The following is a 14,064-nucleotide window of genomic DNA, read 5'->3' as shown; positions in this document are numbered from 1 at the left end:
TGAAATGCCTCGGGTGCCTGGGGTCCCTCATATACGGCCCTCCCGTCTCCTGCGCCCCTCCCGGAACTGTCCACATCAGTGTAGCCAATCCAAAAGAAGGATAAATGGCATCCAACAACGAAGAGGCCAAGGTCGCCCTCGCGTCCGAGGACGCGACCCCGGCAGCCGACATCGACCCCTCGCTCGTAACCACCGGCTCACCCGTCGAGGGCGGCTGCGTGTACACGAGCTTCAAGGCGGGTGCGGCGCTGCCCACCGACGCCGTGGCCAAGATCTCCACACTCACCGACCTTGTGTCGCTGGGCGACCTCTCCACGGACGGCTTCACGGCCTCTAAGAGCATCACGGTCAACGAGTTCCAGGGCTGGCACCAGTCCATCGTGCTCACCAAGGTCTCCGGCGAGAAGCACCAGTACAAGATGGTCTTCATCGAGTCCGTCCGCTCCTCCGTCGCCAAGCTGCGCTACGGCGCCGACAACGTCGAGACCTACGAGGACGGGACCTTCAAGCAGATCAAGGCCGTCGCCAACTCCGACGTGCGCGTCCCGCTCGTCATCGACGAGCTCGAGGACACGGGGTACCTGCGCCGCACCGTCATCCCCCGCGTCTCCATCGACTCCTGCGACGACGTCGAGCACAAGCCCGGCGGCCTGGTCCAGTACGGCTTCACCTTCACGGTCCTCAAGACCGCCGACAAGCCGCTGTTCACGATCTACCGCGCCAAGCCCGCAGCGTAGGCGACGGCGCCATAACGAGAACGCCGCCCCGGTCCTGCCGGGGCGGCCCTTTACCTAGGAGGAAAGATGAACAAGGACTACCTGGCAATGATGGACGAGGGCGAGCTCGAGGCGTACGCCAAGGTCCTCGGCTTCACGACCGCCGCCGCGCAGACGGCGGCGGACAAGGCGAAACTCATCGAGCAGAAGCGCGGCCGCTGCGCCGAGCTGACCGTGCTCGGCATCGCCATGAGCATCCCCGTCAAGCGCGCGCACGACCGCCGCTTCATCGACGCCATGAACAAGGAGGACCGCACGACCGAGGAGCTCGACGGGGCGTTCCGCTTCCTCCTCGGCGACGAGCAGTACGCGAGCCTCATGGAGGCCGTGACCGAGGACGACGGCACGCAGGACGACGACGCGCTGGGCTACGCATACAACAAGCTGCTCTACTCGGCCGAACTAAAAAACTTCTAGAGCTCGCCGACCTCGAGGAGCGCCACCTGCCCCTGCTCAGGCACGACTTCAGGGCCTACTACGGCTGCTGCTACGACGAGGTCGGCGCCGCCGAGGCGTACGACCTCGTGAGGACGCTGCCGGACGGGTCGCTCACCGTGGCTGCCCTCCACCCGGAGCGCAGCTGGACGCAGGAGCGGCATCTGGCGGCAGACATCGTGGACAGCGTCTACGCGGCGGCGACCGCTCTGTGCGGCGGCAGGGCATCGGACGCCCCGAGAACTCCCCGCCCACAGGATGTAGTGGCCGCCGGCGCCGCCGTGGAACGCGCGGCATCGGTCCGCGACCGCATCGAGAACACCGAGTGGGTGGAGGTGACGGATGGCTGAGATCGGACGCGCGGACCTGCTGATCGTCCCCAGGTTCGACAACCTGACCAAATCGGTCGAGTCCGCGCTCGGCAAGTGCGAGGGGCAGGCGAGCAAATCCGGCTCCAGCCTCGGCAAGAGCACCGGCTCCGGGTTCGGGAGGGGGCTGGCCGGCTGCGGCGCGATGATAGGCGCCTTCTCGACGCTCACGTCGAAGGCCATGGACTCCATCTCGTCCCATGTCGGGTCGGCGATCAGCCGCTTCGACACGCTCAACAACTACCCGAAGGTCATGCAGTCCCTCGGGTACTCCGCCGATTCCGCCAACGCATCGATCGGCAAGATGTCCGACCGCCTGTCGACACTGCCCACCAGGCTCGACGACATGGTCTCGGTCGTCCAGGGCATCACCGCCACGGTCGGTGACCTCGACAGGGCCACCGACGTCGGCCTCGCGCTCAACGACATGCTCATCGCCTCGGGCAGCTCTACCCAGCTGTGCTCGGCGGCGATGGAGCAGTTCCGCCAGATCCTCTCCAAGGGCAAGCCCGAGATGGAGGACTGGCGCTCGCTGACGACGGCCGCACCGGGCCAGATGGACCAGCTGGCGAAATCCATGCTCGGCCCCACGGCGAACGCCAACGACCTGTACGCGGCGCTCGGCGGCGGGGGCAAGGACCCGACCATCACGCTCGACCAGCTCATGGACAAGATGGTCGAGCTCGACACGCAGGGCGGCGCGAGCTTCGCGTCCTTCAAGGACCAGGCCGAGACCGCGGCCGGCGGCGTCCAGACGAGCATCCAGAACATGTCGAACGCCGTTACGAAGGGCGTCACCGGCACGCTCGAGGCGGTCGGCAGGAACAACATCGCCGGGGTGCTCGACGACGCGAAGGGCGCCGTGAACGGCTTCTTCAGGGTCGTCAACGGCGGGGTCTCGGCGTCGATGCCGATGGTCAAGCAGCTCTACGGCGGGTTCAATAGCCTGGCACCCGAGATCGTCTCGGGGGCGGCGGGCATCGCGGCGTGGCAGAAGGCGGTACCGGTCCTCACCGGCGTCGCGAGCGGCGTGGGCAAGGCCACCGAGGCGTTCAAGCTCGCCCGCGGGGGCGCCGGTACGTTCGCCGAGGCGCTCGAGGCGGTTGGCGTCGGCTTCAACCCGGTCGCGATCGGCTGCACCGTCGCGGCCGCCGGCATCGGCATACTCATCGAGAAGCAGGTCGAGTGGCAGGCCCGCACGGACGCGCTGAACAAGGCCACGACCGGCCTGGTCGACGCGGCCTCAAACACCGTGGCGCTCGAGTCCTACGCCGGCAGGGTCGAGAACGTAGGCAAGAAGTCCTCCTTCTCGGCGATGTCAGTCGATGAGCTCGCCGAGTCGATCAGCAAGCACGTCGACGCCATGAACGAGAACACGAGGGCCGCCGAGTCGCAGATCGCGCAGCTCAACACCGCTCAGCAGATCATCGACAACTACGCCGGCAAGACCGACCTGTCCACCGACGCACAGGGCCGGCTCACGTGGGCGCTCCAGCTGCTCAACGACCAGCTCGGGCTCAACATCTCGGCGCAGGACGTGGCGAACGGGCGGTACGTCGACGCGGACGGCAACGTCAAGAACCTCAAGCAGTCCATCGACGAGCTCGTCGCATCCAAGAAGAAGGACGCCGAGGTGAGCGCCCTCACGGCGAACCTCACCGAGGCGTACCAGGCGCAGTCCGAGGCGGCAAACACGCTCGCCTCCAAGACGAAGCCCTACCAGGACCGCCTGAAGGAACTCGCCAAGACCTACCCGGAGCTCTCCAAGGGCGAGCTCGAGGCGCTCGCCTGCACCGAGAAGGTCGGCAGGGAGTACAACGAGGCGAAGAAGCAGTTCGACTCCGCCTCGGAGAGCATCGACGTCCTCAACGGCAAGCTCGGAGACGCCGCGCTGACCTCGCAGGAGGCTGGCAGCACCTTCGAGCACTTCGCCCAGGCGCAGCTGACGCTCTTCCAGGCGCAGCTCTCGGCCAACGGCGAGACCCTGTCCGCCGTCTCCGGCTCTCTCACGCAGCTCGGCGTCGACACCGAGCAGCTGGCGAGCCTCAGCGACGACCAGCTCGCCAAGCTGGCTCAGGACTACGACGGCACCGCCCGCTCCATCGTCGACGACCTCGACGGGTGGGGCGTCTCGATGGACGAGGGCGCCGCCTCGACGGTCCGCGCGGCGAGCCAGATCCAGGCCGCGCTCGAGGACATGGGCGGCAAGCTCAAGAAGGCGTTCTCGAAGGAGAACATCGACTTCGGCGCGTTCTCTGACGCCTGCGCCGCGGCCGGCGTGTCGACCGAGACGCTCAACAGCATCGGCTCGGCCAACCTCGCCGCGCTCGCCAGCAACTTCAACGGCAACATCGACCAGATGGTGTGGGCCGTCCAGAACTACAACGCGCAGCCCATCGTCGACAAGAACGGCAACGTGACCGTCGACCAGACCCAGCTCATGGACGCCCAGGGCAACGTGTACACCTGGAACGGCTCGCAGCTGATGGACAAGAACGGCACCGTCGACGTGAGCGTCGGCGACCTGCGCGACGCCCAGGGCAACCTCGTGACCTGGAACGGGACGGCTCTCCAGTCCAAGAACGGCAAGGCTAAGGTCGACAAGAAGGAAGTCGACAGGGCCCAGACGTCGGTCGACAAGCTCAACGGCACCAAGCTCAAGAGCAAGGAGATGACCGCCAAGGCGACCTACGGGACGCTCCCCAGGTGCCAGTCCGCCATGCACGCCGTGATGAACGAGCCGTTCCACTCCAGGTCGGCGACGATTACCACGACCTACCTGACCGTCAACAGGACGCGCAACGAGAAGGCCGCCGGCGGCATACGCCATGCCGACGGCGGCATCCGCATGCACGCGCATGGCGCCATCGTCGACGCGCCGGTCACCGGCTACCCGCTCGACTGGGTGGGCGAGGACGGTGCCGAGGCCATCGTCCCGCTCACCAACCGGAAGTACTCGGAGCCGTTCGCGGCGACCATCGCCGAGCAGATGGCAAAGCTCGGCGGCCAGCGCGGCGACGTCTACAACATCTACCTCGACGGGTCCGCCCTCGAGGTCGACGAGAGGGTCGCGGAGGCGCTCAAGGCGCTGGTCTCCGAACTCAAGAGGACCGTCAGGACTGGAAGGGGGTAGCAGGTGGCATCAGCGCAGACGACCAGGGGAGGCGTGACGTACTACACCGTCAACCTCTCCACGTCCATGTCGAACGTGAACGACACCACGGCCCGCATCTACTGGACCGCCACCGTCGACTTCGGAGACTGGTACTACTACGGCGTGCGCCTGCACGTCAAGGTCGGCGGCGTCTGGCGCGCGTCGGGCGACGGCTACACGACCTCCTCCTGGAAGCGCGCCGTCACCGTCAGTGGGTACACCGACGCGGAGCGCAAGGACAACGACTACGACGTCTGGGTCGAGGCGTACACCGAGTCCGTGGCAGTCAACGGCTACGGCGGGGTCGGCGCGACGACCTCCTGCGGCGAGCGCGCCAGGATCGGCAAGGTCCCGGCATACGAGCCCGCGGCCCCGACCGACCTCAGGGTCACGCGCTCGACCGACGGGACAACCGAGCTCGAGTGGGTCAACCACCCGGACGACGATGCCAGGAAGTACTACGACGGCATCAACGTCTACCGCCATACCAACGGCGGCGACACCGAGAACCCCTACAACAGCGTCACGATCTCCAACTGGCGCGACACGTCGACATCGGCAAACAATTACTACGACTACGACGTAAGGGCGCGCTGGCGAGGCGGCACGTCGGAGAGAACGAACTCCGTGCGCGTCTACAAGACGCCCTCCCCACCGGCATCGGTCTCGCTATCGCGCTCCGGCGACGGCGAGGTCTCGCTGGTCGTCAGGGGTCCCGATATCCCGTTTTGGATTAGCGGCTTCGATGTCCGCGCGACCTCCGACGGCGGCAGGACCTACAAGCCCCGCGCCCTTACCGCCGACAGACAGGAGCCGGGCGTCTGGACCATGACCGACCCGTCTGCCGTGGCGGGAGAGAAGGTCGTCTACGAGGTCCGCACCTACCGCGAGGAGCCCGTGGTGGGCGCGGGGGACACCGTCTTCTCCGCGTGGACGGCATCCAACGCAGTGGCGACGATCTGCCCGCCGTACGCGCCCGCCGTCTCCGGGGTCGACCCCGCCTACCCGACTGGGTCGACGGCGACCATCGGCTGGACGCGGAACCACCCCGACGGGACAGCCCAGACGGCGGCGCAGATTGAGCTGGTCGGGCCCGATGGCAAGACCGTCCCGCACCACATCACCGGGCCCGCGTCGACGACATCCCTGAGCCTGTCCGCGAAGGGCACCTACCGGCTACGCGTCCGCACCAAGGGCGCCGACCCCTCATGGGGAGCGTGGTCGGAGTACGCGGTGTTCAGGGTCGCCGACCCGCCGCAGGCGTTCTTCACGACCCCCGCGGAGGACGGCGAGGCCGTCGTCGAGCTCCCGCTGCGCGCCGCCTGGACCGCTGTCGACGAGACCGGCATCACCTACCAGCGCCTGAGGCTGCTGCGCGGCGGCTCCGCGGTCATCGACACGTCGGTCGCCGCGGGCGCGCGGTCGCACGAGATCGCCTCCGGCCTGGAGAACAGGTCAGCGTACGTCCTCGAGCTCACCGTCCGCGGCGGCTCGAGCCTGTCCACGACCGTCACCCGCTCGTTCTCGACCGACTGGCTCGTGCCCGCCACGCCCATCGTCAACGTCTCCTACAGCGACGCGCTCGCGGCCGTCGTCACGGTGCGCGACGGCATCTCGGAGTTCTCCGTCAGGGACCACAAGCTGCGCGGCCCCATGGCCATGACGCCCGAGGGCAACATCCGCATCAGGGGCGGCATGTCCATAAAGGGGACGCGCGCAACCGTCCACAGCCTCCCGCCGTGCGCCTCGTTCGATATCGAGCGCGTGCTCGCGGACGGCTCGAGGCTCCTGCTCGCGAGCGGCCTCAAGTCCGGGCAGAGCGTCATCGACCGCCTGCCGCCGCTCAACGTCGGGTTCTCCTACGTCGCGCGCGGCTACGCGGCCTCCGGAACCACCTCGACGACCGAGGTGGGGACCGTGTGCCCGTGCGACGGGTTCGCCCTCAACTTCGGGTCGGACGCCTCCGAGGTCGTCGTGGGCGACAGGAACATGGGCGGCCCGCCGCAGTACTCGGCGAGCCCCGAGCGCGAGCGCGACCAGTTCCACTTCGTCGGCGGCGGCCTGCCCATGGGGTTCGAGAGCGGCAACCTCTCGATGAAGGAGTCGATGGAGTTCACGATCGAGGAGGACGACTACCTGCGCGTCCGCGGCCTGTTCGGCCGCTACGGAAGCGCCTGGGTGCGACCCCATCTGGGCGACCGCGGCTTCGCCGCCGTCACGGGGACGCTCACCAGGTGCGCGCCTGAGGACTACAGGGTGTCCGTATCGACGAAGAGGGAGCGATGGAGGGAGCCCAACGGTGTCGGATGATATCTGGCTCGCGTCGTTCAGGACCTCCTACCGGTACGCCCGCGTTTCGCGGTCGACCGGCCTGGAGACCGGCGCCATCGAGTGCTTCACCGGCGGGAGCATCAGCCGCAACCAGGACACGGACACCTATGAGTCCGCATCGCTGGACTACGTCGGCAGGCTCGACATGGGCAACGACTTCGTGCGCATCTACCTCGACGCGGAGGACCCGATCTCGGGCGCGTCGCGCACCGTGTGCCTGGGGACCTTCGAGTGCTCGACGCCGTCCCGCACGGTGAGCGGCGAGGTGGCGACCGGCATCGCGACGCTCTACGGCAGACTCCACGACCTCGCGAAGGACGACTTCGACGAGCCGTACACCGTGCCGGCCGGCGCAAACGCGGTCTCCGCGGCCAAGGCGATCGCGGAGGGGTGCGGGCTCGAGGTGGTCGCGGAGCCGAGCGACTACACGCTGTCGACGGCATGGGTCTTCGGGATCGCCGCCACGGCGGACACGCCGGACAACAAGCTGGGCGCGGTCAACAGGCTGCTCTCGGCCGCAGGATTCAGGAGCGCGTCGACCGACGCCTACGGGCGCGTGCTGTTCAGGCGTTACCTGGAGCCGGCGGCGAGGCCGATCGACCGCACCTTCTCAGAGGGCGAGGACTGCCGGGTGCTTCCCGACCTCACCGACGAGCAGGACGACTTCGACGCGGTGAACGTGGTGCACGTCGACTTCGCTACCCAGGGCGAGAGCGTCAGGGGAACGGCCTCGGACGACAGCCCGCAGAGCGAGTGGTCGACCGTCTCCACGGGCCGCCGCATCGTGAAGCGGTACCAGTACAGCGACCTCCCGTCAGGGGAGAGCGTCATCGCCGGCGGCTCCTACCCGCTCGCCGGAGACGGCACCCACGACAGCGCGACCTTCAGGTGCAGTGGCGGCGGGGGGACCATCGAGACCATCGGCGTTTCCGGGTGCCCGATCGGCGGCATCAGCCAGGCGATCCGCATCACGAAGGGGTCGGGCTCCGGTGAGATCGGCATCGCCCAGGACAAGATATCCCTCAAGAAGGGCCAGCCGTACACCGAGTCCGTCTACCTCTACGCGTCGCAGAGGGTGCAGGTGAGGGTCCAGCCAATCTGGCGCGAGGACGACGGGGGAGAGACCGCGACGGTCGCCATCGGGCCGGGCTGGACGAGGCTGTCGCTCACGGCCACCCCGGCCAAGTCCGAGGAATACAGCGCGGGCTACATCTACCTTGCCGCTAGCGCGCCGACCGGATCGTACATCGACGTAGCGCAGGTCAAGGTCGAGGAGGGCGTTGTGGCAACGCAGTTCGCGGTCGAGGCTGCGAACGAGAAGGCGGCGAGCCTGCTCGCCACCGAGTGCTCGGTCATCCGCCGCCCGACCATCACGGCGATCTTCAACCCGTCGGCGGACGTCTACTCGGCGTGCGCCATCAGGCTGCCGTCTGTCGGGATCGAGCTCGCCCGCGCCTGCATCCGGAAGATGGACCTCGAGCTCTCGATGGGATGCCCCATGAGGATCGAGCTCCGCATGTACATGAGGGGTGATGCCTCGTGAGCGTCATGCCGTCCCTGGCCGCGGACCTCGCCGATATCGTCGCCGGCCCATCGGCGCCCGGCGTCTCGATCGCCTACGGCACCGTCGTCGCGGCGGACTCCAGGACCGTCGACGTGCGCATCGGGGGCTCGGTTGTCGCCGGCATCTGCATGACGACGTCCTGCCGGGGCGCGGCGCCCGGTCAGCGCGCCATCCTCATCGGGTCGCCTCCGCTCTGGACGGCGATCGGGATCATCGCTTGATTATCGTGCGGGCGCAGGCCCGCGGAAGGGAATCCGCATGGCCAACAACAGCGACGGGTCCGCCGTCTACGAGGTGAAGGTCGGGGAGGACGACTATATCGACGGCCTCGACGTGACGGAGAGCGACGGTAGCATCACCACCTACCTGTTCCGCCCGGCAAACTACGACGAAGTCGAGGCGGCGCGAAAGAGGGCCGAGAGCGCCGCGTCGCTGGCGAGCAGCGCCGCAGGCACCGCAAAGACCCAGGCATATGACGCCAACGTCGCCGCCGGAGTTGCCAGAACGGCCGCCGCGAAGTGCTCGACTGCCACCGAGAACGCCAACGCCGCCGTTCAGAAGGCGAATGCCGCGAACGATACCGCAAGCGCCTCGACTGCGCTGGCGAGCAATGCGGCCGCCGCGGCCAACGGCGCGGCGTCTCATGCCGAGGCCGCCGCGAACCAGGCGCTGCAGATCGCGAACTCGGTGGCGCAGGGCGCCGGCGGCGAATCCGATATCGCGGAGCTGCGCCGTCAGAACGGCCAGCTCGCGACGATGCTCGCCGACGCGACGGGGAAGTTCATCTACATGGACGGGACCGTCTACTGCCCGGCATCCAAGGCGTCGGTGTCCGGCGACACGGTGTCGTTCGGCGGCACGTGCTCGGTCTCGGGCAGCACGGTAACCCTTGCCTAAGGAGGATAAATGGCAAATGCAAAGACACTGGTCGTCGGCGGCCAGTCGCTCAACGTCATCGACGATACCGCGCGCAGCAACGCGCAGACGGCGCTCAACAACGCCGAGTACAACCGCCAGGGCCAAATCGGCAAGTACGGCGGGCAGAACATCGCCACCATCCTGGCGGGAGAGATCGGCAGCGGCAGCGTGTACGACGCGCTGCACAAGCGAGCGGCGGCCGGCAACTTCGCGGGCCTTCGCGTCGGGGACTACATCGACGTGCCTCTCGTGAGCGCGTCCGCAGTCACCACCCAGCAATCTGCGCGGTTCCTGCTTGCCCACATCGACCCGTACCTCTACTGCGGCGACAACAGCAAGGGCCACCATATCGCGTTCGTGGCGTCCGCCCCCGTGGCCGTGGCAAAATCCGTGACAGGCGTGGCAAACGACAGCTTCCTAATGTGGAACACCACCAACACGAACCAGGGCACCGCCGACCAGAAATGCCCCTACCCCAACAGCAACCTCAAGGCGTGGGAGACGGCCTTCGAGGCCTGCCTGCCCGAGGGGCTGACCAAGTACCTGCTGACCCAGCGCGTCCTGCTGGAGGAGCGTTACAGCGCAAGCGGCGCGCTCAACGACTCCAACTCGTGGAGCTGGCAGGATATCGGCAAGGTGTTCTCGCTGTCGGAGATGGAGGTGTACGGCTGCCCCGTGTGGGGGACGAAGGGCTACAGCGTCGGCTTCGACTGCCAGTGGGACCTGTTCCGCGACACCGCTCACCGAGTCAACGGAAATCGGTACAACTGGTGGCTGCGTTCCGTCATGGGTGGCTCGTCGTCCGACGTGTGCTACGTCAACAACGGCGGCAATGCCACCTGCAACTCCGCGACGAACGTCTGGGTTCGCCCCCGCCCCGGCTTCCTCGTCGGCTAGCCAGCCGAGTGCTCTGTACTCTGCTTCTAGGCGACCGCCTTGCGCGGCCGCCTCCTGCCCGCGAAGCGGGCCGGGTTTTTCGCCAGTTTCCCCAGGAGGTGCACGTGAGCGGCGTCTACCAGCGCAACCGCGAGGTGTCCGAATACAAGTTCTTCACGCAGGCCATCGCCATCCGCGTGGAGGTCAACAAGCTGATGGCGTCCTCCTCGGTAGTGCCCAAGGCCTACAGGCTGCTGAACGCGGTGCCGACCGTGGAGACGGCGCGCGGCATCGTGTACAACGTCAACCGCGCCGACTGCTTCTACCCCAACACCTCGTTCAACGCGCTGGAGAGGAAACGCTACCTGACGCTGGCCATAGCGGACTGCGAGCAGCTTATGCTGGACATGCAGTGCCTCATGGATATCGGCCTGCCCGTGAACGCCAACCGCTTCGAGGAGCTGGCGGCCATGGTCGAGGAGGAGATCAAGCTGCTGAAGGGCGCGCGCAAGAACGTGCGCGTCACCGGCAAGAAGTCCACCGAGGAGCGCATAGCCGAGGCCGAGGCCGAGCTAGAGCGCCTGCGTTCGCTATAATGGACGGCGGTCCCGCCTTGTATATCGGTACAACTGGTGGCTGCGTTCCGTCATGGGTGGCTCGTCGTCCAACGTGTGCTACGTCAACAACAACGGCAATGCCAACTACAACTCCGCGACGAACGTCTGGGTTCGCCCCCGCCCCGGATTCCCTTATTGCCAGACCGAGTAGGCCCCAGAGCCGAAAGCAGAGCGCGAAGAGGAAGGAAGGCGCGACCGTCGGGCATGCGCCCGTAAATACGCACCCCGCGAGGGTGGCCGGACGCTGCTTGCATGGCGCGGCGCTCCGTGGCTTCGCCGCGTTTCATGGCCATACCTCAAGCGGCTGCCAGAGCCACACTGAGAGCCGTGCGGGGTGCCTTCGATGAACTCCGAGGAAAGAAGGGCCGCGCGCCGCAAGCGCCGCGAGGAGAGGCGCGCCAAGGCCAAGGCCGAGCGCGTGAAGCCGTGCACCCTTGAGGCCGTGGCCGACCTCAACAGCCTTTGCAAGGCCTCCAAGCAGGCGGCGGGCGGCGTGATGTGGAAGTCCTCCACGCAGCGTTATATGAAGGACTATCTGCGAAACGCGGTCAAATCGAGGAACGACCTTCTGGAGGGCCGCGACATATGCCGGGGCTTCATCCGCTTCGACCTGTGGGAGCGCGGCAAGCTGCGCCACATCAGCGCCGTGCACTTCCCAGAGCGAGTGATTCAGAAGTCGCTTTCTCAGAACGCCCTCGTACCCGCGATAGTCCCGACACTCATAACGGCCAACTCCGCCAACATCAAGGGGCGCGGCACCGACTACGCCCTGAAACTGCTCAAGCGCCGCCTGGCCGACCACTGGCGGCGGCACAGGCGCGAGGGATACATCCTTTTGGGCGACTTCTCAGATTACTTCGCCCGCATAGCCCACGAACCCGTCAAGCGGCAGGTGGCCGACGCACTGCTCGATCCGCGCGTGGTCGCCCTCGAGCACCGCCTGATAGACGCACAGGGCGAGGTGGGCCTGGGTCTGGGCAGCGAGCCGAACCAGATATGCGCGGTGGCCCACCCCAACCGCATCGACCACTACGTGACCGAGATGCTGCGCCCTGAGGCCTACGGGCGCTATATGGACGACTTCTACCTGATCCACGAGAGCAAGGAGTACCTGCAGGTGTGCCTGCTGCTGATAGGGCGCAAGTGCGCCGAGCTGGGCATAGAGCTGAACCCGCGCAAGACCCGCGTGGTGAAGCTGTCGCGCGGCTTCACGTGGCTGAAGAAGCGCATCTTCTACACGGAGACGGGCCGCATAGTCGTGAAGCCGTGCCGCGACTCCATCACGCGCGAGCGCCGCAAGCTGAAGAAGATGGCCCGCATGGTCGCCGATGGCGTCATGACCCCCGAGCAGGTTGAGCGGAGCTACCAGAGCTGGCGCGGCGGCATGAAGCGGCTGGACGCGCACCGCAGCGTTTTGGCCATGGACGCGCTGTACCACAGCCTGTTCGAAAATCTCGCGCGGGAGGGGGGGGGGTGCTCAATGCAGGCCAACCCGAGGGACGATTCAAGCGGAGGCAAGCCCTCGCAATAGCGGAGAACCGGCAACTCAAAGCAGCGGCCTAAGCGAAGCGGCCGCGAAATAACAGAAGCATCGAAGGCGTGCCGCGGCGCGCCTTCTTTCTTTGCGCCCATCGAAGCGGCCCGGCAATCTCACGGCGCCAATACGATGGCGACACATTCCCCGACAAGAGAGGAGTCCGCATGGACACTGAGGAAGACATGCCGCGCCCCAACGAGCTTCAAGACGGCACCATGGCCGAGGTCAACGCCCTGCGCGATCTGCTGTCGCAGATCGGCGACCCCGACGCGGCGCACGACGCGGGCGTTATCGACGATGACGAGTACGTTGAGCGGAAGGCGCGAAAGCTCGCCTACACCGCGGCCGTCGCCGCCTACGGAAAGGGTGAGGCCCCGGACGTGGACAAGCTGCTTGAGCAGATGCGCGAGAAGGTCGCCGAGCCCAGCCAAACCGAGACCAACACGGCAAACATCGACTACCTGATGATGACGGTCGGGGGTGAACAGTAATGGCGGGACGCGTCAAGGCTGCAACCACGGCGGCGCACTCGAAGAACTATGACAAGGTGAGGCGCTACTACGAGCGCGGCCTCTGGACCAAGGCCATGGTGCATCGAGCCGTGGCCTGCAAGTGGATCACATGCGACGAATATGAGGAGATCGTCGGAGAAGAGTACGCGGAGGAGGTTTAGGGTGCCGGCGCTGAGCATCGGGGAGGCAACGTCGGTCCTCTCGGCCGCCGTTGTGATTGTCACGTTCTTCATCGGGCGCGTCTCCGTATCCAAAACATCGTCTGCCAAGGAGCAGCGGACCGAAGACAAGCTCGACAGCCTTTGCGGCGACACGAGCGAGATCAAGGATGGCGTCAAGGAGATCAACCGCAAGCTCGACGACCACGGCGAGCGCCTCACGAAGGTCGAGCAACAGGTCATCACCTTGTTCAACCGGCTCGACCGCGTCGAGAAGAGTTACGACCTGCATCACGGTATCGGCGGGTCAGATTAGGAGCTGAAAAATGAAAATCAACTGGGCCCTTCGCTTCAAGAATAAGCAGACGCTCGCGGCATTGGCCGCCGCCGTAATCAGCGCAGCCTATCAGGTGCTCGGAATCCTCGGAGTCGTGGCGCCTATCTCCCAGGGGTCGCTCATCCAGCTCGTCGGAATCATCCTGACCGTTCTCGCCGGCTTCGGCGTGATCGTCGATCCGACCACCAAGGGCGCGTCGGACTCGAAGCGTGCCATGTCGTACAGCGAGCCCCATGCCGCATATGACGCCAAGGCGGTTGAGTAGGCCATGGCCATCACACAGCGCGAGGCCTTCGCGCAGGTCATGGAACACCTCGTCTCCCATGATGGGGGCGGCGGTCACGGATACTCGCAGGCCAACCGCATGGGGGACGGAACGACCGAGACGATTTGTCTGTCCGACGGGTAGCGCGCAGAGATGTGGTGTAAGAGGCGGGGCATGCCCCGCCTCTTCCCTTTCTTGAAAGGGAGGGGACACCGC

General features: G+C 66.6%; 15 protein-coding genes and 1 pseudogene. All 16 read left to right on the top strand.

From position 1 onward, the window contains the following. The first annotated feature begins 104 nt into the window (after positions 1 to 104). The 16 genes and pseudogenes from I2E45_RS09945 to I2E45_RS09875 all read left to right on the top strand — a co-directional run bounded on the left by I2E45_RS09945 (position 105) and on the right by I2E45_RS09875 (position 13,992). Entirely contained in the window at positions 105 to 737 is a 633-nt protein-coding gene (locus I2E45_RS09945) for a phage tail tube protein (protein WP_195445947.1), read from the top strand. Positions 738 to 803: 66 nt separating this feature from the next. Next, positions 804 to 1,193 (top strand): hypothetical protein, encoded by a 390-nt coding sequence (locus I2E45_RS09940; protein WP_117563918.1) that lies wholly within the window; start codon positions 804 to 806, stop codon positions 1,191 to 1,193. A gap of 360 nt (positions 1,194 to 1,553) precedes the next feature. Continuing rightward, positions 1,554 to 4,712 (top strand): tape measure protein, encoded by a 3,159-nt coding sequence (locus I2E45_RS09935; RefSeq protein WP_195445946.1) that lies wholly within the window; start codon positions 1,554 to 1,556, stop codon positions 4,710 to 4,712. Positions 4,713 to 4,745: 33 nt separating this feature from the next. After that, positions 4,746 to 7,043 (top strand): fibronectin type III domain-containing protein, encoded by a 2,298-nt coding sequence (locus tag I2E45_RS09930; protein ID WP_195445945.1) that lies wholly within the window; start codon positions 4,746 to 4,748, stop codon positions 7,041 to 7,043. Next, positions 7,033 to 8,607: a phage head spike fiber domain-containing protein gene (locus I2E45_RS09925; RefSeq protein WP_195445944.1), complete on the top strand. Its 1,575-nt coding sequence runs from the start codon at positions 7,033 to 7,035 to the stop codon at positions 8,605 to 8,607. The genes I2E45_RS09930 and I2E45_RS09925 overlap by 11 nt, the downstream gene beginning before the upstream one ends. Continuing rightward, positions 8,604 to 8,849 carry a hypothetical protein gene (locus I2E45_RS09920; protein WP_195445943.1) on the top strand — a complete coding sequence of 82 codons (246 nt, stop codon included), beginning with the start codon at positions 8,604 to 8,606 and terminating at the stop codon, positions 8,847 to 8,849. The genes I2E45_RS09925 and I2E45_RS09920 overlap by 4 nt, the downstream gene beginning before the upstream one ends. A gap of 37 nt (positions 8,850 to 8,886) precedes the next feature. After that, positions 8,887 to 9,525: a hypothetical protein gene (locus I2E45_RS09915; protein WP_195445942.1), complete on the top strand. Its 639-nt coding sequence runs from the start codon at positions 8,887 to 8,889 to the stop codon at positions 9,523 to 9,525. Between the two features lie 9 nt (positions 9,526 to 9,534). Further along, entirely contained in the window at positions 9,535 to 10,443 is a 909-nt protein-coding gene (locus I2E45_RS09910) for a DUF6273 domain-containing protein (RefSeq protein ID WP_195445941.1), read from the top strand. A 104-nt stretch (positions 10,444 to 10,547) separates the two neighbouring features. Continuing rightward, entirely contained in the window at positions 10,548 to 11,018 is a 471-nt protein-coding gene (locus I2E45_RS09905) for a hypothetical protein (protein ID WP_271742356.1), read from the top strand. 34 nt (positions 11,019 to 11,052) lie between these two features. Then, positions 11,053 to 11,190 (top strand): annotated as a pseudogene (locus tag I2E45_RS10615) (hypothetical protein); the annotation flags it as partial. Positions 11,191 to 11,382: 192 nt separating this feature from the next. Beyond that, positions 11,383 to 12,570 (top strand): RNA-directed DNA polymerase, encoded by a 1,188-nt coding sequence (locus I2E45_RS09900; protein ID WP_195445948.1) that lies wholly within the window; start codon positions 11,383 to 11,385, stop codon positions 12,568 to 12,570. A 170-nt stretch (positions 12,571 to 12,740) separates the two neighbouring features. Further along, entirely contained in the window at positions 12,741 to 13,067 is a 327-nt protein-coding gene (locus I2E45_RS09895) for a hypothetical protein (protein ID WP_006235545.1), read from the top strand. Beyond that, a complete protein-coding gene (locus tag I2E45_RS09890) occupies positions 13,067 to 13,249 on the top strand; it encodes an XkdX family protein (protein WP_195445940.1) in 183 nt (60 codons plus the stop codon). Before I2E45_RS09895 ends, I2E45_RS09890 begins: the two co-directional genes overlap by 1 nt. Position 13,250: 1 nt before the next feature. Further along, entirely contained in the window at positions 13,251 to 13,562 is a 312-nt protein-coding gene (locus I2E45_RS09885) for a hypothetical protein (protein WP_195445939.1), read from the top strand. Between the two features lie 10 nt (positions 13,563 to 13,572). Then, positions 13,573 to 13,848, top strand: a complete 276-nt coding sequence (locus I2E45_RS09880) for a phage holin (RefSeq protein WP_195445938.1) — start codon at positions 13,573 to 13,575, stop codon at positions 13,846 to 13,848. A 3-nt stretch (positions 13,849 to 13,851) separates the two neighbouring features. Continuing rightward, positions 13,852 to 13,992 (top strand): hypothetical protein, encoded by a 141-nt coding sequence (locus tag I2E45_RS09875; protein WP_195445937.1) that lies wholly within the window; start codon positions 13,852 to 13,854, stop codon positions 13,990 to 13,992. Positions 13,993 to 14,064 lie beyond the last annotated feature (72 nt).

It is taken from the genome of Collinsella aerofaciens (assembly GCF_015555045.1).
GTDB classification, from domain to species: domain Bacteria; phylum Actinomycetota; class Coriobacteriia; order Coriobacteriales; family Coriobacteriaceae; genus Collinsella; species Collinsella aerofaciens_W.
The sequence above is the reverse complement of the archived record's forward strand: the minus strand, read 5'-3'. Positions and strand labels throughout refer to the sequence as shown.